At 64.6% G+C, this 20,722-nt stretch carries 22 protein-coding genes and 2 pseudogenes; 19 read left to right on the top strand and 5 right to left on the bottom strand.

Annotation, left to right across the window (positions count from 1 at the left end; all coding sequences use genetic code 11):
• Nucleotides 1-121 precede the first annotated feature (121 nt).
• From AB3X94_RS08790 to ureG, 19 genes and pseudogenes are all read left to right on the top strand, one after another.
• Nucleotides 122-274: pseudogene (locus tag AB3X94_RS08790) on the top strand (BPSL0067 family protein); the annotation flags it as partial.
• Nucleotides 268-693 (top strand): STY0301 family protein, encoded by a 426-nt coding sequence (locus tag AB3X94_RS08795; RefSeq protein ID WP_368611479.1) that lies wholly within the window; start codon nucleotides 268-270, stop codon nucleotides 691-693. The pseudogene AB3X94_RS08790 and the gene AB3X94_RS08795, both read left to right, overlap by 7 nt.
• Nucleotides 694-709: 16 nt before the next feature.
• Nucleotides 710-799 (top strand): annotated as a pseudogene (locus AB3X94_RS08800) (sulfurtransferase); the annotation flags it as partial.
• Between the two features lie 96 nt (nucleotides 800-895).
• Nucleotides 896-1,243 (top strand): hypothetical protein, encoded by a 348-nt coding sequence (locus tag AB3X94_RS08805; protein ID WP_368611297.1) that lies wholly within the window; start codon nucleotides 896-898, stop codon nucleotides 1,241-1,243.
• 468 nt (nucleotides 1,244-1,711) lie between these two features.
• Nucleotides 1,712-3,010, top strand: a complete 1,299-nt coding sequence (urtA, locus tag AB3X94_RS08810; RefSeq protein ID WP_176109344.1) for an urea ABC transporter substrate-binding protein — start codon at nucleotides 1,712-1,714, stop codon at nucleotides 3,008-3,010.
• 191 nt (nucleotides 3,011-3,201) lie between these two features.
• On the top strand, nucleotides 3,202-4,836 hold the full coding sequence (urtB, locus tag AB3X94_RS08815) for an urea ABC transporter permease subunit UrtB (protein WP_176110640.1): 1,635 nt from the start codon (nucleotides 3,202-3,204) through the stop codon (nucleotides 4,834-4,836).
• A gap of 1 nt (nucleotide 4,837) precedes the next feature.
• Nucleotides 4,838-6,028, top strand: a complete 1,191-nt coding sequence (gene urtC / locus AB3X94_RS08820) for an urea ABC transporter permease subunit UrtC (RefSeq protein WP_176109345.1) — start codon at nucleotides 4,838-4,840, stop codon at nucleotides 6,026-6,028.
• A 10-nt stretch (nucleotides 6,029-6,038) separates the two neighbouring features.
• Nucleotides 6,039-6,902 (top strand): urea ABC transporter ATP-binding protein UrtD, encoded by an 864-nt coding sequence (gene urtD / locus AB3X94_RS08825; RefSeq protein ID WP_176109346.1) that lies wholly within the window; start codon nucleotides 6,039-6,041, stop codon nucleotides 6,900-6,902.
• Nucleotides 6,903-6,952: 50 nt separating this feature from the next.
• Nucleotides 6,953-7,645, top strand: coding sequence for an urea ABC transporter ATP-binding subunit UrtE (gene urtE / locus AB3X94_RS08830; RefSeq protein WP_176109347.1), 693 nt, complete (start codon nucleotides 6,953-6,955; stop codon nucleotides 7,643-7,645).
• A 151-nt stretch (nucleotides 7,646-7,796) separates the two neighbouring features.
• Nucleotides 7,797-8,171 carry a hypothetical protein gene (locus AB3X94_RS08835; protein WP_368611298.1) on the top strand — a complete coding sequence of 125 codons (375 nt, stop codon included), beginning with the start codon at nucleotides 7,797-7,799 and terminating at the stop codon, nucleotides 8,169-8,171.
• 44 nt (nucleotides 8,172-8,215) lie between these two features.
• Nucleotides 8,216-8,413, top strand: coding sequence for a hypothetical protein (locus AB3X94_RS08840; protein WP_176109348.1), 198 nt, complete (start codon nucleotides 8,216-8,218; stop codon nucleotides 8,411-8,413).
• 74 nt (nucleotides 8,414-8,487) lie between these two features.
• Complete coding sequence (locus AB3X94_RS08845) at nucleotides 8,488-9,357, top strand: urease accessory protein UreD (protein WP_368611299.1); 870 nt, start codon at nucleotides 8,488-8,490, stop codon at nucleotides 9,355-9,357.
• Nucleotides 9,358-9,571: 214 nt separating this feature from the next.
• Nucleotides 9,572-10,384 (top strand): transporter substrate-binding domain-containing protein, encoded by an 813-nt coding sequence (locus AB3X94_RS08850; RefSeq protein WP_176121116.1) that lies wholly within the window; start codon nucleotides 9,572-9,574, stop codon nucleotides 10,382-10,384.
• A gap of 109 nt (nucleotides 10,385-10,493) precedes the next feature.
• A complete protein-coding gene (gene ureA, locus AB3X94_RS08855; RefSeq protein WP_008923043.1) occupies nucleotides 10,494-10,796 on the top strand; it encodes an urease subunit gamma in 303 nt (100 codons plus the stop codon).
• 25 nt (nucleotides 10,797-10,821) lie between these two features.
• Nucleotides 10,822-11,127: an urease subunit beta gene (locus AB3X94_RS08860; RefSeq protein ID WP_013088655.1), complete on the top strand. Its 306-nt coding sequence runs from the start codon at nucleotides 10,822-10,824 to the stop codon at nucleotides 11,125-11,127.
• 87 nt (nucleotides 11,128-11,214) lie between these two features.
• Nucleotides 11,215-12,921 carry an urease subunit alpha gene (gene ureC, locus AB3X94_RS08865; protein WP_176109352.1) on the top strand — a complete coding sequence of 569 codons (1,707 nt, stop codon included), beginning with the start codon at nucleotides 11,215-11,217 and terminating at the stop codon, nucleotides 12,919-12,921.
• 2 nt (nucleotides 12,922-12,923) lie between these two features.
• A complete protein-coding gene (gene ureE / locus AB3X94_RS08870; protein ID WP_368611300.1) occupies nucleotides 12,924-13,532 on the top strand; it encodes an urease accessory protein UreE in 609 nt (202 codons plus the stop codon).
• Entirely contained in the window at nucleotides 13,519-14,199 is a 681-nt protein-coding gene (locus AB3X94_RS08875; protein ID WP_368611480.1) for an urease accessory protein UreF, read from the top strand. The genes ureE and AB3X94_RS08875 overlap by 14 nt, the downstream gene beginning before the upstream one ends.
• 20 nt (nucleotides 14,200-14,219) lie before the next feature.
• Nucleotides 14,220-14,882 carry an urease accessory protein UreG gene (ureG, locus tag AB3X94_RS08880; protein WP_368611301.1) on the top strand — a complete coding sequence of 221 codons (663 nt, stop codon included), beginning with the start codon at nucleotides 14,220-14,222 and terminating at the stop codon, nucleotides 14,880-14,882.
• Nucleotides 14,883-14,894: 12 nt separating this feature from the next.
• Here ureG and AB3X94_RS08885 read toward each other — a convergent pair whose 3' ends face one another.
• The 5 genes from AB3X94_RS08885 to AB3X94_RS08905 form a co-directional block, all read right to left on the bottom strand.
• Nucleotides 14,895-15,644 (bottom strand): Fic family protein, encoded by a 750-nt coding sequence (locus tag AB3X94_RS08885; RefSeq protein WP_368611302.1) that lies wholly within the window; start codon nucleotides 15,642-15,644, stop codon nucleotides 14,895-14,897.
• Nucleotides 15,645-15,769: 125 nt separating this feature from the next.
• Entirely contained in the window at nucleotides 15,770-17,083 is a 1,314-nt protein-coding gene (gene waaA, locus AB3X94_RS08890; protein ID WP_368594567.1) for a lipid IV(A) 3-deoxy-D-manno-octulosonic acid transferase, read from the bottom strand.
• A 97-nt stretch (nucleotides 17,084-17,180) separates the two neighbouring features.
• The gene (locus AB3X94_RS08895; RefSeq protein ID WP_368611303.1) at nucleotides 17,181-18,065 is read right to left on the bottom strand and encodes a Kdo hydroxylase family protein; all 885 of its coding nucleotides are present in this window, start codon (nucleotides 18,063-18,065) and stop codon (nucleotides 17,181-17,183) included.
• A gap of 80 nt (nucleotides 18,066-18,145) precedes the next feature.
• Entirely contained in the window at nucleotides 18,146-19,087 is a 942-nt protein-coding gene (gene waaC / locus AB3X94_RS08900) for a lipopolysaccharide heptosyltransferase I (protein ID WP_368611481.1), read from the bottom strand.
• A gap of 234 nt (nucleotides 19,088-19,321) precedes the next feature.
• A complete protein-coding gene (locus tag AB3X94_RS08905) occupies nucleotides 19,322-20,716 on the bottom strand; it encodes a phosphomannomutase/phosphoglucomutase (protein ID WP_176109359.1) in 1,395 nt (464 codons plus the stop codon).
• Nucleotides 20,717-20,722: the final 6 nt, after the last annotated feature.

Here is a 20,722-nt window from a genome sequence, read left to right on the forward strand (position 1 = left end):
TGGCTTGCGGGGTCTTTGTTTTTTGCATACTCGTTATTCAGCCATATCTTTTCGGAATAGGCGCATACGGACGGTGGAGTTTCGCGCGTAGTCTTCGAGGCTTTAAAGTCACGACGAGACCGCTGCTATCTATCTCGGACAGGACGCTAGTGGTATTCAGGTCATGGATCAGTGGAACAGTCAGAACCGGGTACGCCGGCGAACTATTTATTGGCATCCGCATTGCAGTGGCTTGAGCAACGATGCGAATGCTTTCTCGGTGATCGAATGGTGAAATCTAATCTATTTGCGGTAGCGGTAATCGCGTCACTTGGCGCCGCTCTCGCGAATCAGGCTTGCGCAACAGAATTGACGTGCTTGCCATCAATTTCAGTCAATGAGTCATTGAGTCAACCGATATCCCAGGAATGGACTCCCCAGCTGGATACGTCACCCCGATTTTTGCAGGAGATAACATTCTTCGATGACGATCCTAAAAAGAACGCAAGCATCGTCCCTACTAGCGACACAGCGTTGACGGGCCACGACCGAATAGCCCGGTGGCGCTTTGGATCAAGCGGTATCCCGGTCTGGCTCGGGTGTCTATACGACGGCACTGGCATCGTGCTTGCAAGGCAACTACCCGCTTCCTATAAAGAATGCCAGCTTGTTTATGGCCCGGGTCGAGTCGTCCAGAAGATTAGCTGCGACTAGTCACGCTCACGAGCAGCGCACCGTGCAGGAGGCGATGTTCCTCGAATCCCGCGGACATGCCAACGTGTTGAATCTGCAAGGTGGGATAGACGCATGGTCGCGTTAGGTCGATCGGTCGGTTCCGACTTATTGAGGTTTGGCGCGAAGGTAGCGCGTTAAAGCGGCGCAAGACTAAATTATGTGCTCAGTGAAGATTTCGGCGATGTGCATCATTCTCTACAGCATATCAAATATAGCGATTGGCGCCGAAGTCGGTTTTAAAGGGGATTTTGAGGGAACAGGTCGTGCGTGTTCCGGTGCGCTCTACGTGCGAGCCAACACAATTGAATGGAATTCAACGTATAGCGTCTGTAAGTCGACACGCTACGAAATCTTGGAAAAGAATTTCAGCGATGATCAAAGACGCATTGTCTTTCACTTGAAAAATCGAGGTCGCCAGTGTCGATTCAAGATTGTGGAAGTTGAGCACGCAAGTGGGCACAACTGGAATGTGAGTGGTTACCAGTCCTTGGAAGGATTTTCAAAAAAGGGATTTGCCAGACTGGAATAATTCCCCGTTACCCGAACGGCAAGTTTTGTCGTGTTTAATGGTTGGACCAGATTAAGCTCATTGCGTGACACACCGCTTCCTAAAAATTTATTAGCTGAATCCGGTGTGGGCAGCGCGCCCACGCCATGCACAAAAGCGCGGCGTCCCCAAGGCGCCTATGCACCGCCGACGCCCCGCCCGCGCCAGCGACGCTTCGCTGGCGTCGAAGCACGCTTCGTCGCGGCGCGACGCGCACCCGAACGAGGCGCGCCGCGCGCGACTGCACCAGTTTCGCGCCGTGCCATCGATGGACCGAGTCGCGCCCCCGCGCCCATAACCGCGCCACCACAGGCATCGCACGCGCATTGCGTCGAACGCATCACATGGCATGTGCCTTGCAGTAGACGAGCGGCAAGCCGTGCGAGCTCAGCCAGGCTGGCTGAAATCGGCGCTCATAAACAGTGACCATCAATGACAAGGGGATAGCACATGAAACGTCGCAGTCTGTTGAAGTACGGCTCCATGTCCGGCGCGCTCGCGCTCGCGGGCCGCGTGCCGTTCGCGCACGCGCAGTCCGATAGCGGTCCGATCAAGGTGGGCATCCTGCATTCGCTGTCCGGCACGATGGCGATCTCCGAGACGTCGCTGAAAGACACCGCGTTGATGACGATTGCCGACATCAACAAGAACGGCGGTGTGATGGGCCGTCAGATCCAGCCGGTGGTCGTCGACCCGGCGTCGAACTGGCCGCTGTTCGCCGAGAAGGCGCGCCAGCTTCTCACGCAGGACAAATGCGCGGTCGTGTTCGGCTGCTGGACCTCGGTGTCGCGCAAGTCGGTGCTGCCGGTGTTCGAGGAACTGAACGGCCTGCTGTTCTATCCGGTGCAGTACGAAGGCGAGGAAATGTCGCGCAACGTGTTCTATACGGGCGCAGCTCCTAACCAGCAGGCGATTCCCGCGACCGAATACCTGATGAGCGCCGAAGGCGGCGGCGCGAAGCGCTTCTTCCTGCTCGGCACCGACTATGTGTATCCGCGCACGACCAACAAGATCCTGCGCGCGTTCCTTAAATCGAAGGGCGTGCAGGAAGCCGACATTCAGGAGGTTTATACGCCGTTCGGTCACAGCGACTATCAGACCATCGTCGCCAACATCAAGACCTTCTCGCAAGGCGGCAAGACCGCGGTGATCTCGACCGTGAACGGCGATTCGAACGTGCCGTTCTACAAGGAACTCGGCAACCAGGGGCTGAAGGCGTCGGATGTGCCGGTCGTCGCGTTCTCGGTCGGCGAAGAGGAACTGCGCGGCATCGATACGAAGCCGCTCGTCGGCAATCTTGCGGCCTGGAATTACTTCATGTCGGTGCGCAACCCGTCCAACGAGAAGTTCAAGAAGCAATGGGCCACGTGGGTCAAGGACAACAACCTGCCGGGTGGCACGAAGCGAGTGACCAACGATCCGATGGAGGCGACCTTCGTCGGCATCCATATGTGGAAGCAGGCGGTCGAGAAAGCAAAGAGCACCGACGTCGACAAGGTGCGCGTCGCGATGGTCGGGCAGACCTTCGCGGCACCGTCGGGCTTCACGCTGGAGATGGACGGCAACCACCATCTGCACAAGCCGGTGATGATCGGCGAGGTACGCGCGGATGGCCAGTTCAACGTCGTGTGGCGTACCAAGGGGCCGATCCGCGCGCAACCGTGGAGCCCGTTCATCGCCGGCAATGCGGGCAAGCCGGATGTGGTCAGCTCGATTCCGGCGTTCCTGCGGCGCTCGCGCGTTGCGTGACGTGTCGGCGTGAGTCGCACCGTGGCGCGCGCGGCGAACCGCGCGTGTCTCGCCGCAGCAGCCGCGTGCCGCGACGTGCGGCCTGCGTACCGGCACGCGCAGCGCACGCGCGGCGACGCCCCGCTGAAGCGGCGGCGGCACCCTCGCGCGTCCGAGCGGCTCATCGATTCAATCCAGTGCAAAAGGCCATCATGGCGTTTTCATTTCCGACTTCCGTACGACGACGCGGCGCGGCGCTCCTGCTGCCGCTCGCGGTCCTTCTCGCCGCCGCGCCGGGCGCCGCATTCGCGCTGACCCAGGCCGACGTCGCGCCGCTCGCCGGCGACGACTTCGAGGCGAAGTCCGCCGCGATCGACAAACTGATCGCCACGCACGATACCGCGTCGCTCGCGGTGCTGAAGGCCCTCGCCGACGACAGCGCGCTCGCCACCGACTCAGGCGCGGTACTGCTGCAGGACGGCGACGCCACCCGCGATGCCGTCACCGGCCAACCGGTCGCCGCGAACGACGGGCAACCCATCACGCTGAACAACCTGCTGCGCTCGAAAGTAGCGGGCGCGCTGTCGGGTCTGCAACTCGCGTCGCCCGACCAGGCGACACGCGCAGCCGCCATCGATGCTCTGCTGAAAAACCCCGATCCATCGATCAAACCGCTGGTGGACGCCGCGCGCGCCAAAGAAACCGATCCCGCGCTGAAGAAGCGTCTCGACACGCTGTGGGCGATGAGCGCATTGCACGACCCGGACCCTTCGAAGCGTCTCGAAGCCGTGCAACTGGTCGCCGCGCGCCACGACCTCGAAATGAACGAGTTGCTGCGCCCGCTAGTCGCGAAGAAAGCCGACGGCACGTTTGCCGAAACCGACGAACGCGTGCGCGCGGCCGCGCAAAGCGGCATCGACGAGCTCGATGCGATCCAGCGCCGCAGCCAGATCGCGGGCACGCTGTTCGCCGGGCTGTCGCTCGGCAGCGTGCTGCTGCTCGCCGCGCTCGGCCTGGCGATCACGTATGGCCTGATCGGCGTGATCAACATGGCCCACGGCGAATTCCTGATGATCGGCGCCTACGCGACCTACGTCGTGCAGAACCTCGTTCAGCGCTTCGCGCCCAACGCGTTCGACTGGTATCCGCTCTTCGCGATACCGGCCGCCTTCGTCGCGGCCGCGCTGGTCGGCATCGTGCTCGAGCGGCTCGTACTGAAGCATCTGTACGGCCGCCCGCTCGAAACGCTGCTGACCACCTTCGGCGTGAGCCTGATCCTGATTCAGGCGACCCGCATGCTGTTCGGCGCACAGAACGTCCAGGTCGTCAATCCGTCGTGGATGAGCGGCGGCGTCACCGTCCTGCCGAACCTGATCCTGCCGTACAACCGGCTCGCGATTCTCGCGTTCTCGCTGATCGTCGTCGCGATCGCGTGGGCCGTGCTCACGCGCACTCGGTTGGGTCTGTTCGTGCGCGCGGTCACGCAGAACCGCCGGATGGCCGCGTGCGTCGGCGTAAAAACCGCGCGCGTCGATTCGTATGCGTTCGCATTCGGCGCGGGCATCGCGGGGCTCGGCGGCTGCGCGCTGTCGCAGATCGGCAATGTCGGGCCCGACCTCGGCCAGAGCTACATCATCGATTCCTTCATGGCGGTCGTGCTAGGCGGTGTCGGCCAGCTTGCGGGCACCGTGCTCGGCGGCTTCGGCCTCGGGCTCGTCAGCAAGGCGATCGAACCGTTCTGGGGCGCGGTGCTCGCGAAGATCGCGGTACTCGTGCTAATCGTGCTGTTCATCCAGAAGCGTCCGCAGGGCATGTTCGCCTTGAAGGGCCGCAGCGCGGAGGCATGAGATGGCATCGGCTACTTCATCGGCGAACCCCTCTTCCGCAGCGTCGTCGCGCGCGGGCGCCGGCGCCGCGCGCGAGTTCAACACCGGCTTTGCGCTCGGCCTGCCACCGCGGCCCGCGTTGCTGTCGCGTCGCGCGTGGCTCGCGCTGATCGCGTTGATCATCGTGGTCGGCCTCGGCGTGCCGTTCGCCGCGCTGGTGATTCCGCAGACGAGCGCCTTGCATCTGTCCGCGTACGCGATGACGCTGACCGGCAAGTTCATGTGCTATGCGATCGCCGCGCTGGCGCTCGATCTGGTGTGGGGCTACTGCGGCATCCTGAGTCTGGGTCACGCGTTGTTCTTCGCGCTCGGCGGCTATGCGATCGGTATGTACCTGATGCGCGCGATCGGTCACGACGGCAAGTACGGCAGCGATCTGCCCGACTTCATGGTGTTTCTCGACTGGCACCAGTTGCCGTGGTACTGGCAAGGCACGCAGCATCTCGGCTACGCGCTGCTGCTCGTCGTGCTGGTGCCGGCCGTGGTCGCGTGGGTGTTCGGCTTCTTCACGTTCCGTTCGCGCGTGAAGGGCGTGTATCTGTCGATCATCACGCAGGCGATGACCTTCGCCGCGATGCTGCTGTTCTATCGCAACGAAACGGGCTTTGGCGGCAATAACGGCTTCACCGACTTCAAGCGCATCGGCGGTTTTCCGATCACGCATCAGGGCACCCGCGCCGTGTTGCTGCTGATCACGTTCGCGGTGCTGATCGCCGCGTTCATCGGCGCGCGCGCGATCGTCACGTCGAAGCTCGGCCGTGTCGTGACCGCGGTGCGCGACGGCGAAACGCGGCTGATGTTTCTCGGCTACAGCCCGCTCGCGTACAAGCTGTTCGTGTGGACCGTGTCGGCGGTGCTGTGCGGCATCGCGGGCGCGTTGTACGTGCCGCAGGTCGGCATCATCAATCCGGGCGAGATGTCGCCGGGCAACTCGATCGAAATGGCGATCTGGGTGGCGGTCGGCGGACGCGGCACACTGATCGGACCGATCATCGGCGCGTTCGCGGTGAACGGCGCGAAGAGCTTCTTTACGGCGAACTTCCCCGAATACTGGCTGTTCTTTCTCGGCCTGATCTTCGTGCTGGTGCCGCTGCTGCTGCCGAACGGCATCATGGGTCTCGCCGATCTGCTGACGCGCAAAAGAAACCGCTGAGGAACCGCTGATGAACGAAAACCCGATGGTTCCCGATCTGGATTTGCCCGAAGCACCGGCGCAACGCTCGCTGAGCGGCGTCGCGAGCATGGGGCACACGGTCGTGCCCGGCGAGATCGACGTATCGCACGGCACGATCCTGTACCTCGAAGACGTGACCGTCAGCTTCGACGGCTTTCGCGCACTCAACGCATTGTCGCTCGCGATCGACGCGGGCGAACTGCGCTGCATCATCGGTCCGAATGGCGCGGGCAAGACGACGATGATGGACGTGATCACGGGCAAGACCGCACCCGATCACGGCAAGGTGTTTCTCGGCCAGTCGATCGATCTGACGCGGATGAACGAACCGGCGATCGCGCGCGCCGGCATCGGCCGCAAGTTCCAGAAGCCGACCGTGTTCGAGCAGCATCCGGTGTGGGAAAACCTCGAACTCGCGATGAAAACCGACAAGGGCTGGTGGGCGTCGCTGCGCGCGCGGCTCGATCGCGACGCGCAGGCGCGCATCGAGCAAACGCTCGCGCTGATCGGGCTGGAAAGCGAAGCGCGCAGGCTCGCCGGCGAGCTATCGCACGGCCAGAAGCAGCGCCTCGAAATCGGCATGCTGCTCATGCAACGCCCAGCGCTGCTGCTGCTCGACGAACCCGCGGCCGGTATGACCGACGACGAAACGATGCAGCTCGCCGAATTGCTCAACCACCTGCGCGGCACCTGCTCGATGATGGTCGTCGAGCACGACATGGAGTTCGTCGCGGCGCTCGCGGGCGACACGGGAAAGGTGACGGTGATGGCCGAAGGCCGCGTGCTCGCGCATGGCACGCTCGACGAAGTGAAGCGCGATGAGACCGTGATCGAGTCTTATCTCGGCCGCTGATTGCAGCTCGAGGCGGTACCGCATCGTCAACCCGACAGGATGACTGAACCATGCTCGAAGTAGACCGACTGAACCAGTACTACGGCGGCAGCCATATTCTGCGCGACGTGAAGCTCACGGTGCCCGACCGCAAGCTGACGGTGCTGCTAGGGCGCAACGGCGTCGGCAAGACCACGCTGCTGCGCTGCCTGATGGGCGTCGTGCCCGCGAAAAGCGGTGCGATCGCGTGGCGCGGCGAACCGCTGATGAAACTACCCACGCATGCGCGCGTCGCCCAGGGGCTCGCCTACGTGCCGCAGGGCCGCGATATTTTTCCGCGCTTGACCGTCGAGGAAAACCTGCTGGTGGGCGCCGCCAGCAGAAGGTCGCCGAAGAAAATCCCCGAGCGCATCTACGAGCTGTTCCCGGTGCTGGAGGACATGCGCAACCGGCGCGGCGGCGATCTGTCCGGCGGTCAGCAGCAACAGCTCGCGATCGGCCGCGCGCTGATGAGCGAGCCGCAACTGCTGATCCTCGACGAGCCGACCGAGGGCATCCAGCCGTCGATCATTCAGGACATCGGCCGCACGCTGCGGCAGCTCGTCGAGGACATGGGCATGACGGTGCTGCTCGTCGAGCAGTACTACGATTTCGCCAAAGCGATCGCCGATCGTTACTGGGTGATGAGTCGCGGCGAAATCATCGCGGGCGGTGAAGGGGCGAACATGGATGCCGATGGAGTGCGGGGTTTGATTGCCGTGTAAGCGTTTTTTCAATCTGCAACAGCCATTAGAAAGCTTGCGGCCCGCGCCGTCGGCCCCGTCTGACGCGACTGAAGCTCACCACTCAAGTTATCCGCCGCGCAACCGTTACACAGGCTAGGCAGCGCCGCAACGGTTCGACGAGGTGGACACCATGGACGACAACAAGCAGGTCAGACGCGAGTTTTACAGGAACCCAGCCTCCTATTGCAGGGTGATGAACGTGGTGTCGGCGGTCACCTTCGGTTTATTCGAGGTGGACAGCGGCGGTACGGTCGGCATGCTGTCGGTGCGCTGGGAGAAGCTCGGCAACGAACTCGCGCCCCAGTTGCACGCGTACTACGACAGCTGGCACGTGCTTGCGTCGTTCCCCGACGTCCTCGCGAGAATGGCCGAGACGACCGGTCCGTCGTGTTCGCCGGAAGCCTTTTGTGAGCTCTTGCTCGACTGCGGGTTCATCAATCGCGCGGAACGCGGCGTGGACGATCACGCCGCGCCGACCCGCGTGCGCCAGACACTGCCGCAGTAAAACCTGGGTTAGCAACTCAACATCGTTAGAGAAGGGAGAAAAGCATGTCCGTGACGGTTCACGTCGAGTATCAGTACTGCCGACATGGCAAGAAAGCAATCGAGACAGGCAGCGACTCGTTGACCGTCCAGGAAAACACCCCGCGCGCTATCGTCGCGCTGCTGCGGCTGCTGCATCCGCAGTGGGAGGGCATCAAGGTACTGTCGGTGACCGAGGCCTCGCCTGAAGGCACTGCGTCGTAGTCGCTGCCGCGCGGCTCTCGCGCCGCGACCGCGTGCTATCCTCGCCGCACGCCGGTTCCCCCCCTTTCATCCGCATGTCGCTCCACGAAAATCACGCCTCGCTCGCCGCCGCGCACTCCTCGTGGCGCGCGCGACTCGAACTCGGCTTCGTCGGCGGCGACGCTCGCACGACGCTCGCGCACCGGCTTCACGATGGGCCGCTGCGCGTGCAACGGCCGCTCTATCCGGAAGGCCCGGCGATCTGTCACGCGGTGATCGTGCATCCTCCCGGCGGCGTCGCGGGTGGCGATCAGCTCGACATCGACATCACGCTCGCCGCGCACACACATGCGGTGCTGACGACGCCGGGCGCAACCAAGTGGTACAAGTCGAATGGCCGCGCGGCGCGGCAGTGCATCGCGCTCAGGGTCGGCGAACAGGCGAAGCTCGACTGGCTGCCGCAGAACAACATCGTGTTCGATCACGCGGACGCGCAACTCGATTTTTCGCTGACGCTCGGCGCCGGCGCGAGCGCGATCGGCTGGGACGCGACGCAGCTCGGACGCCAGGCGGCCGGCGAACGCTGGTCGGCGGGTAGCTTGCGCGCGGTGTCGCGCATCGTCGGCGCGAATGGCGAGCTACTGTGGTTCGAACGCGCGACTCTCAGCGCCGACGATCCGCTGCGCGACGCGCCGCAGGGTCTCGCCGGCTTTCCCGCCTACGGCACGCTGTGGGCCGTAGGCGCCGCTTGCGACGACGCGCTCGCCGAGTCGCTCACCGCGCAACTGCCGTTCGACGACACGTTGCGAGCGGCAGCCTCGTGCGTGACCAGCGGCGTACTGCTCGTGCGCGCGGTGTCACGCTCGATGGAAACGCTGCAGCACGCGCTCACGCGCTGCTGGCTGCAATTGCGGCCGGTCGTGCATGGTGTCGCGGCGGTGCCGTTGCGGATCTGGTCGACCTGAGCGCGCGGCTTCCTTCTTTCGCCTTCATCACCCTCTTCGCGCACCAAGGCGGCGCACGCGCGCGCCCCAACCATGTGCGCTAGCTGGCGTAACGCGCCGCCAGGCCGCAGCCCAGCGCGATGGCACACAGTTTGCATTGGATTCGCCACTTCGCGGCCGGACACGAAGACGCCAGCGACGACCCGACTCCAACGACACACCACCGCTCACGCCGATGACCCGCACCCTCTCCCGCTCCGCGCGCCGCACCTTGCTGGCCGCATTGCTCGCCCTGCCCATCGTCGCCGACCTCGCGTTTCATGCGGGCGCCGCGCACGCCGACACGCTCGACAACATCGCCAAGGCCGGCGTGCTGAAGGTCGCCGTGCCCGAAGACTATCCGCCGTTCGGCTCGGTCGGTCCCGACATGAAGCCGCAGGGCTACGACATCGACACGGCCGCGCTGCTCGCCAAAGCGATGAACGTGAAGCTCGAACTGGTGCCGGTCAACAGCGCGAACCGCATTCCGTACCTGCAAACGGGCAAGGTCGATCTCGTGATCTCGTCGCTCGGCAAAACGCCTGAGCGCGAGAAGGTGATCGACTTCTCGAGCGCGTACGCGCCGTACTACCAGGGCGTGTTCGGTCCCGCCGATATCAAGGTCAGCGGTCCCGCCGATCTGACAGGCAAGACCGTCGGCGCGACGCGCGGCGCGCTCGAGGAAATTGGTCTCACGCAGATGGCGCCGAACGCGACGATCAAACGCTTCGAGGACAACAACGCGACGATCGCCGCGTTCCTGTCCGGCCAGGTGCAGCTGATCGCGGCCGGCAACATCGTCGCGGCCGCGATCCTCGCGAAAAATCCGCCGCGCCGTCCGGAACCGAAGTTCGTGATCAAGAACTCGCCGTGCTTCGTCGGCATGAACAAGAACGAGCCGCGCCTGCAACAGAAGGTCGATGCCGCGATCGCGCAGGCAAAGCAGGACGGCACGCTCGGTGCGATGTCGAAGAAGTGGTTCGGCGCACCGCTGCCTGCCGATCTGTGATCCTGCAAGCACGACTGTAAGCGCGCCGTTAGCCGGGCTTGATACCGTGACCGGCTGATGGCGCGACGACCACGCCGCCACGACAAATCAACGCCGAGACCCACACCCGATGAAGCTGACACCTCGCGAGAAGGACAAGCTGCTGATCTTCACCGCCGCGCTGCTCGCCGAACGGCGCCGTGCGCGCGGCCTCAAGCTGAACTATCCGGAAGCGGTCGCCTTCATCACCGCCGCGCTGATGGAAGCCGCGCGCGACGGCAAGAGCGTCGCCGAGGTGATGCACTACGGCACCACGCTGCTCACGCGCGCCGACGTGATGGAGGGGGTCCCCGAAATGATCCCCGACATCCAGGTCGAAGCGACGTTCCCCGACGGCACCAAGCTCGTCACCGTCCATCATCCGATTCCCTGAAGTCCTCTTCGTCAAGGCAGGCCCCATGATTCCCGGCGAACTCCTCATCGACGACGGCGAGCACGAACTGAACGCGGGCCGCGCGACGGTCACGGTGGTCGTGTCGAATACCGGCGACCGTCCCGTGCAGATCGGCTCGCATTACCACTTCTACGAAGTGAACGACGCGCTGTCATTCGATCGCGAAGCGGCGCGCGGCTTTCGGCTGAATATCGCGGCGGGTACCGCGGTGCGCTTCGAGCCCGGCCAGGAGCGCACGGTCGAACTCGTCGCGCTGGCGGGCGAGCGCGTCGTGTACGGCTTCAACGGCAAGGTGATGGGCAAGCTGTGATGCGCTGCCCGCGCCCTGGCGTTTCGACCGCCCTGCTCCGCCATGCGTTGCTTTTAGCCCGCTTGTAGCTCACTCCGGACCCACACCATGACACTACGCATTGGCCGCCGCGCGTACGCGGAGATGTTCGGCCCCACCACCGGCGACCGCGTGCGCCTCGCCGACACCGAACTGCTGATCGAGATCGAGCGCGACTTCACGACCTACGGCGAAGAGGTCAAGTTCGGCGGCGGCAAGGTGATTCGCGACGGCATGGGCCAGTCGCAGCGCGTGCATGCCGAGGTCGTCGATACCGTCGTGACGAACGCGGTGATACTCGATCACTGGGGCATCGTGAAGGCCGACATCGGCATCAAGGACGGCCGCATCGCGGCGATCGGCAAGGCCGGCAATCCCGACATTCAGCCGAACGTGACGATCGCGATTGGCGCGGCCACCGAAGTGATCGCCGGCGAAGGGCTGATCGTGACCGCGGGCGGCATCGATACGCACATCCACTTCATCAGCCCGCAGCAGATCGAGGAAGCGCTCGCGAGCGGCGTGACGACGATGCTCGGCGGCGGCACCGGCCCCGCGACCGGCACGAATGCGACGACCTGCACGCCCGGGCCGTGGCATCTCGAACGCATGCTGCAAGCGGCCGACGGCTACCCGATGAATCTCGGCTTTCTCGGCAAGGGCAACGTGAGCCAGCCGGCACCGCTGACCGAACAGATCGCCGCTGGCGCGATCGGCCTGAAGCTGCACGAGGACTGGGGCACGACACCCGCGGCGATCGACAACTGTCTTTCCGTCGCCGACGATACCGACACGCAGGTTGCGATCCACACCGATACGCTGAACGAAGCGGGCTTCGTCGAAACGACCGTTGCAGCGTTCAAGGGCCGCACGATCCATACCTACCACACCGAAGGGGCGGGCGGCGGCCACGCGCCGGACATCATCAAGGTGTGCGGCGAAGCGAACGTGCTGCCGTCGTCGACGAATCCGACACGGCCGTACACGGTCAACACGCTCGACGAGCATCTCGACATGCTGATGGTGTGCCATCACCTCGATCCGTCGATTGCGGAAGACATCGCGTTCGCCGAATCGCGGATTCGCCGCGAGACGATCGCGGCCGAGGACATCCTGCACGATCTCGGCGCGCTTTCGATGCTATCTTCGGATTCGCAGGCGATGGGCCGCGTCGGCGAAGTGATCATCCGCACGTGGCAGACCGCGCACAAGATGAAGGTGCAACGCGGCGCGCTGCCCGAGGACAACGCGCGTCGCGACAATTTCCGCGCGAAGCGCTACGTCGCGAAGTACACGATCAATCCGGCGATCACGCACGGCATCGCGCATGAGGTCGGCTCGATCGAGCCTGGCAAGTGGGCCGATCTGGTGTTCTGGGAGCCGGCGTTTTTCGGCATCAAGCCGTCGCTGATCCTGAAGGGCGGCATGATCGCGATGGCGCAGATGGGAGATCCGAATGCATCGATTCCGACGCCGCAGCCCGTGCATTATCGCGAGATGTTCGCGACGCGCGGTGGCGCGCTGGGTCGCACGTCGCTGACCTTCGTGTCGCAACTCGCCGCCGATGCGAACGTCGCCGAACGCTATGGTTTGGAAAAGCGCATCGTCGCGGTGAAGAACTGCCGCAGCGTGACGAAGGCCGACATGATTCACAACGCGTGGCGCCCGAACATCAGCGTCGATCCGGAAACCTACCAGGTGATCGCCGACGGCCAGCTGCTGACCTGCGATCCGGCCACCGTGCTGCCGATGGCGCAACGCTATTTCCTGTTCTGACCATGCGTACACTGAACAAACTCCTCGCGCCGCATCTGAAGATTGCGCCCGTACTCGTCAAGCGAGCGCCGACGCTGACGCTCGCGTTCGATGAACGTCGCAAGAGCCGTCTTGCCGCGACGCTCGATAACGGCGAGGAAATCGCCTTGCTGTTGCCGCGCGGCTCCGTGCTGCGCGATGGCGACGTGCTCGTCGCCGATGATGGCGGGCTCGTGCGTGTCGTCGCGGCTGACGAAGCCGTGCTTGTGGTGCGCGCTTCGGACGCGTTGACGTTGACGCGCGCCGCGTATCACCTCGGCAATCGTCATACGCCGGTCGAAGTGGGCACCGATTATCTGAAGCTCGAATACGATCCGGTGCTCGCCGACATGCTCGAGCGCATCGGCGCGACGCTCGAGCAGGTGTCGCTGCCGTTCCACCCTGAGACCGGTGCATATGGCGGCGGGCACAAGCATGGGCACGACGAGACGTTCGCCGAGGACTATGCGATCGCGCAACAGGTGTTTGGTGAGCATCATGGGCATGAGCACTCGCACGACCACGACCATGACCACGTGCACGACGAATCGTGCGGACATGGGCACCACTCGCATCACCATGCGCATCGCTGAACTCACAGCGCTGCTGCATCTCGCGTCGCCGGCGCTGCCGATCGGCGCGTTCAGCTATTCGCAGGGTCTCGAAGCGGCGATCGAAGCGCAACTCATCACCGACGCCGACTCCGCGCGCACGTGGATCGAGTGCGGGCTGACTGACGTGCTCGCGCGCGGCGAGTTGCCGTTCCTCGCGCAGCAGATCGAACGCTGGCGCACGCACGACGCCGTCGAACTCGCCGACGCCAACGCCGAATTCCTCGCGAGCCGCGAGTCCGCCGAACTGCGCCGCGAAACCGAGCAGATGGGTTGGTCGCTGCGGCAGTTGTGCGTGTCGCTCGAATGGGGCGATGCGGCGAGGCGCGAAACGCTCGCGTCGCTCGCGCCGCTCGCGCTGCCGAGCGCGTTCGCATTCGCCGCCTACACGCACGATGCGTCCACCGATGCCGCGCTCGCCGCCTACGCGTTCAGCTGGGTCGAGAACCAGGCCGCCGCCGCGTTGAAGGCGGTGCCGCTCGGCCAGCTCGCGGGACAGCGCATCATCGTCGCGCTGCGCGAACCGATCGACGCAGCCGTCGCGCGTGCGCTCGCCATTTCGCGTGACGGCCTCAACACATTCGCACCGCAGCTCGGCATTCTGTCGGCGCGCCACGAGTCGCAGTATTCGCGGCTCTTCCGCTCGTAACACGATTTCCACGATCCATCATGAACGCACCTCATCATCCGGCTTCCCATCCAGCGACCCAGACCCGCACGAAGAAGCTGCCGCCGCTGCGCGTGGGCGTCGGCGGCCCGGTCGGCTCGGGCAAGACCACGCTGCTGGAAATGCTGTGCAAGGCGATGCGCGACCAGTACGACCTCGTCGCGATCACGAACGACATCTATACGAAAGAGGATCAGCGTCTGCTGACCGTCGCGGGCGCGCTGCCGGCCGAGCGCATCATGGGTGTCGAGACGGGCGGCTGCCCGCACACGGCGATCCGCGAGGACGCGTCGATCAACCTCGAAGCGGTGGACCGCATGCTCACGCGTTTTCCGGACGCCGACATCGTGTTCATCGAATCGGGTGGCGACAATCTCGCGGCAACCTTCAGCCCGGAGTTGTCGGACCTGACGATCTATGTGATCGATGTCGCGGGCGGCGAGAAGATTCCGCGCAAGGGCGGACCCGGCATCACGAAGTCGGATCTGCTCGTGATCAACAAGACGGATCTCGCGCCGCTGGTGGGCGCGAACCTCGACGTGATGGCGTCGGACGCGAAGAAGATGCGCGGCGAGCGGCCCTTCGTGATGTGCAATCTGAAGGCGCTCGAGGGGCTCGACGAAGTGGTGAAGTTTATTGAGAAGAAGGGGTTGTTGAAGGTGTGAGCCAGTGACGTGTCACTCGCCAGGATGGCATTCGTGCAGGAATGCCATCATTTCGCTGCCATCCTTCGACAGATAGAAGCGCACCATCTTCTCGTTGAAGTCGGCCACGCGCTGAGCGGGCACGCTGATCGCATCGATACCGTTTGCCATCAGCACGCCGTTCATCATGAAGCGTGACGTGCGCTTGTTGCCGTCGAAGAAAAACTGCTGCAACGCGCCGAACAGGAAGAACGCACAGCCGCGTTCGAATGAATTGGAAACTTCTTCGCTGAGCGCGCGGACACCTGCGCCAAAAACCCGGTTGAGCTCTGGAGCACCAGGCACGGTGGGCAAAGGCGTATATCGCCCCGCCTCACCCAACGCGACATCTGGCGTATAGCGCATTTCTTCACCCTCACCGCGGAAAACGCCCCATTCGAGCGCTTCGTTACGCGCGACGAGGCGATGCAGGTCGCAGAAAGTCGCCTTGTCGAGTGCAAACTGACCGTTTTGGACGATCAGCAGCAAACGTTTCGAGCTCTCGGCGAGATTGAGGATCTGTTCCTGGTCGGAGATTTTCCGTCCGCCAACCGTGACGCCGTCGAGAAGCGTCTTAACCTCGGGGAACGTAAACGGATTCCCTTCCAGCACACTCGCATCCCAGACGAATTCCGGCAGCATGCGATGAAAACGGAAACACGCCCGTTTGATCGAATGGACCGGAATGTTCTGTGGTACCGCAGCGCGATCCCATTGAAAACCGAGTTCGGTGAAAAGCGTCATCGCAGGTGTTGAGAAACAGTTCAGATGGCCGGGCCGGTGCTTGCACAAACCCAATGTGCGGAGAATATCTTATTTGTGGGCGCATGAAGCGCAAGACCGGGCGCCACCTCGCGCGGCGCCCTTCGTCACTCCGGCAACAACGCCGCCAACACATCCACCGTCCGCGCCGTCGCCCCGCGATGCCTCGCCGCAAACGCGGCAGCCGCACCGCCCATCGCGAGCCGCCGCGACTTGTCGCCGAACAGCTCGCGCAGTGCGCGCGCCAGATCGGCCGGGTCCTGCACCTGCACGGCGGCACCGGCCGCGACCGCATCGGCGGTGGCCTGCGTGAAGTTGAAAACGTGTGGCCCGATCAGCACCGGCACGCCGACCGCGCACGCTTCGATCAGGTTCTGTCCGCCGAGCGGCAGCAGACTGCCGCCGATGAACGCCAGATCCGATGCCGCGTAGTAAGCGCCCAACTCGCCCATCGAATCGCCGAGCAGCACGTTCACGTCGCGCGGCAGCGGTGGCACGCCATCGTCGGCGATGCGCGCGGCCGACGCGACCTTCGCATCGGGTGCCCAGTTCGATCGGCGTTCGAGCCGCAACCCCGCCTTCTCGACGAGCGCCGCGACTTCATTGAAGCGTTGCGGGTGACGCGGCACCAGAATCAGCAGCGCATCGTCGACGCCGAGCGCCGCGAACGCGTCGAGCACCAGCGCCTCTTCGCCCTCGCGCGTGCTCGCCGCGACCCACACGGGCCGCGTGCCGATCGCCGCGCGCCACGCGTGGCCGCGCGCCGCGAGTTCGGGCGGCGTGCTCATGTCGAACTTGAGGTTGCCGAGCACCGCGACGTTGCGCGCGCCGAGCGAGGTCAGCCGCTCGGCATCGGACGGGCTCTGCGCGAGCACGCGCGCGAACCCGCCGAACACGTCTTTCGTCGCGCCGCCGAACTTCGCCGCGCGCTTGAACGACCGCGCCGACATCCGCGCGTTGGTCAGCACGAGCGGCACGTCGGCGCGCCGGCATTCGTCGATCAAGGTCGGCCATACCTCGGTTTCCATCACGAGACCGAGCGACGGCCGCCACGCGCGCAAGAAGCGCCGTACCGCATGCGGCATGTCGTACGGTAGATAGCTGCGCAACACGCGGTCGCCGAAAATTTCGCTGCCGGTCGCGCGGCCGCTCGGCGTCATGTGCGTGAGCAGAATGCGCGCGTCGGGGCGCGCCTTCATCAGCGCATCGATCAGCGGCTGGGCGGCGCGCGTCTCGCCAACCGACACCGCATGCACCCAGATCAACGGCGCGTTGTCTTCGGGCAAGCGTCCACGCGAATAACCGAAGCGCTCGCCGATATGCTCGCGGTAACCGCGCTCCTTGCGCGAACGGATCAACAGACGCAGCACGGCAAGCGGCGCGATCAGCCACCAGAGCGCGCGATAGATCGCTCTTAGCATCGGCGCTCCGCGTGGTTCGTCTTCGTCGCAAAGTCTCCGGCGCTGATACGCGCGATGCGGGCCGGCACCTGCCCGGCCCTCGAATCGACCGCCGCGCTCAAACCAGCGCCCTGCCCTTCAGGCGCTCGAGAATGCCGAGCGGCGCGCATTCCGGCTGCGCCATCGCCTTCACCGGCAGGAAGAAAGTCTGCTCCAGCATGAACTGGCCGGACATCACCGCGTGCGAAGTCTGGTCGGAGAAGCACACCCACACGCTGCCCGGCGGAAACGGCATGGTCTCTTGCGGACTCGTCTTCTGATAGTCGAGGTCGGCCTTCATGCCGTCGTGCAGATTGAGCATCAGATGGTCGTACTCGCTGCGCGGCGACTTCGTCACATGCAGCAGGTTCAGCAGCCACGCGGAGCCCGGCATCTGCGGCTTGATGCGCGGCAGGAAGCGCTGCGCCATGTCCTCGAACGGCTCGCCGACGCGCCATACGCGCGGCACGCCATGTGGGTTCACGTTGGTGAACACGCGCAGGATGCGCTCGCCGTAGTTAGGCCGCGACGGAAACGCATCGACGTGCAGACGGCTGTCGTCCTTGCGCCACGAGGTTTCGCGTGTCTCGACCTGATGCAGCCGCAGGCTCGTCGGCGCGACACGCAATTTGCCGTGGTACTCGGGAAAGAGCCCGTCGACGAGCGTGCGCGCATTCGCCTGATAACGCGCGATCAACGCGCGCACCGCCGATTGCGTGACCGCATCGCCGGCCACGCCGTGCAGCGCGCCGCCGTTCGGTTCGAGGCTGATGTTCTTGCGGTTCGGATCGGCGATTGCCGGGTCGAGCAACGCCTGCTCGCCGCCGTCGATCGCGAAGCGCAGGTTCGGGAAGTACAGCACCTTGCCGCGCTCGACGCCGGCGAGCAGCGTCTCGCGCGGCACGGACAGGTTGCAGCCGTGCCAGTCGGCGTTCGCTACTTCGATGATCTGGGATTCGTTCATGATCGCCCTTGAGAACGGAGGGTGCGCAAGGCGAAGCGCACCGGCGGGTGACAGCCCGTGCTGATGACTGCCGGCCCGGGTTACAGCAAACCAAACGCGGCCAGCGCCGACTTGACCTGCTGCAGCGTAGCCGGCTGACCGGCCGCGCCGAGATTGACGACGTTCGGCGACCAGTACCCGCCGGTGCGCCACGCAGTCGAGAAATTGTACAACTCGACCGTGGGCCGCTTCAGCGCCGCCGCGATGTGGACCAGACCTGTGTCGACCCCGACCGTCGCGGCCGCGCCATCGATCAGCCCGACCACCGCCGGCAGCGACAGCTTCGGCGGCACGATCGCGGCCGCGCCGAATTCCTTCGCGAGCCGCTCGCTGGTCGCGCGCTCGGCGTCGCCGCCCCACGGCAGCACGATCGACGCGCCGCGCCGCACCAGCGTTTGCCCGAGTTCGATCCACGCGGCGTCGGGCCACTGCTTGTCGGCGCGCGAAGTCGCGTGCACGAACACCACGTACGGCACCGGCAGATTCAGATTGGCTTGCGACAGCGCGAGCGCGGCACGGCCCGTATCGAGACCGAAGTCGATGTCGTCGGTGGGTTGCGGCGGCGGATCGTTCAGCGCCGCGGCCACCAGTTGCCGCGTGCGTTCGACCACGTGCGTGCGTGGCGCGATCGGCACGCGCCGCCCGTAGAAGAAGCGCACCGGCCATTCGTAGCCGGCGCCGTCGGTGCGGTTGCCGAGGCCGACGAGCGGTCCGCGCGCCATGCTAGCGACCCACGCGGTCTTGATGAGCCCCTGGCAGTCGATCACCAGATCGTAGTGCTCGGCGGCGAGCGCGCGACGAAACGCACCGATCTCGCGCCAGTTGTCGACAGACAGGATGCGCTTGCGCCAGCGCCGCAGCGACACCGGAATCGCGCGCCGCACGCCGCTCACGAGCTCCACGAGCCCGACGAAGCTCTCCTCGACCAGCCAGTCGATCTGCGCGTCGGGATGGCGGCGCCGGATGTCGGCGATCACGGGCATGTTGTGAACGACGTCGCCCAGCGACGACACCCTCACGATGAGTATCTTTTGCGCGCTCAAGAGTGGGAAAACCGGCTATCCGGCTCGAAGATGCGTTGAAAGGACCGCAATTCTAGCGCGTCGGATATCAAAGACATGAAAAACGCGGCGCGGTAAGGCAACCCGCGCCGCGTTCGGTAGCGGCGAGCTTCGATCCGTCTTGACGAATTTCGAAGCGCGCCGCCGCATTAGCCGTCAGAACGGCAGTTTCGCATCGGCCTTCTCCGCGAGAATCACGCGGCGGAAGTCGTCCTGGATGCGCTTGAGCGCCGCGTCGTTGTCGGCTTCGAAACGCATCACGACGACCGGCGTCGTATTCGACGAACGCGCGAGGCCGAAGCCGTCCGGATACTCGACGCGCAGACCGTCGATCTTCACGACGTTGTCCGCGCCGGTGAACTTCGCGTTCTGCTGCAAACGCGCGATCAGCTCGAAGTTCTCGCCTTCCTCGAGCTTCAGTTGCAGCTCGGGCGTGGAGTGCGAGTTCGGCAGCGAGTTCAGCAGCTTGCTCGGGTCGGCGACGCGCGTGAGGATCTCGAGCAGACGCGCGCCGGTGTACAGGCCGTCGTCGAAACCATACCAGCGGTCCTTGAAGAACACGTGTCCGCTCATTTCACCGGCCAGCGGCGCGCCGGTTTCGCGCAGCTTCGCCTTCACGAGCGAGTGGCCGGTCTTCCACATCAGCGGCTCGCCGCCCTTGTCCTTGACCCACTTCGCGAGATTGCGCGTGCACTTCACGTCGTAGATGATCTGCGCGCCCTTGTTGCGCGACAGCACTTCTTCGGCGAACAGCATCAGCTGACGGTCCGGGTAGATGATCTGGCCATCCTTGGTGACGACGCCCAGGCGGTCGCCGTCGCCGTCGAACGCGAAGCCGATTTCCGCATCGGTTTCCTTCAGCGCGCGAATCACGTCTTCGAGGTTCTCCGGGTGCGCCGGGTCCGGGTGGTGATTCGGGAAGTTGCCGTCGACTTCGGTGAACAGCTCGACCAGTTCGCAACCGAGCTTTTTGAACAGCTTCGGTGCGAGCGCGCCGGCCACGCCGTTGCCGGTATCGACGACGATCTTGATCGGACGCGCGAGCTTCACGTCGCTCGCGATGCGCTCGAGATACGCGTCGGCGATGTCGTATTCGGTGTAGCTGCCGTTACCGTCGGCGAAGTTCTCGTCGACGATGCGCTGATGCAGCGCGAGGATTTGCTCGCCGTAAATGGCCGCGCCGCGCAGGACCATCTTGAAGCCGTTGTAGTCCGGCGGATTATGGCTACCGGTCACGACGATGCACGAGTCGACCCGGCGCTCGCCGCCCGCGAGCTTCAACGGTACGCTCGCCGCGAAGTAGCCGACCGGCGTGGGCACCATACCCACGTTCACGACGTCGACGCCGGCCGCACGTAGGCCGTCGGACAGCGCGCCGATCAGTTCGGGGCCCGACAGGCGCCCGTCGCGCGCGACCACGACCGCGTCGCCGCCCTGCGCGCGCACTTCGCTGCCGAAGGCGCGGCCGATGGAACGCGCGGCGTCCGCGTCGAGCGTCTTGCCAATCACGCCACGAATGTCATACGCCTTGAAAATCGATTTGGAGATCATGTTGGC

The organism is Paraburkholderia sp. BR10923, from assembly GCF_040948765.1.
GTDB lineage: Bacteria > Pseudomonadota > Gammaproteobacteria > Burkholderiales > Burkholderiaceae > Paraburkholderia > Paraburkholderia youngii.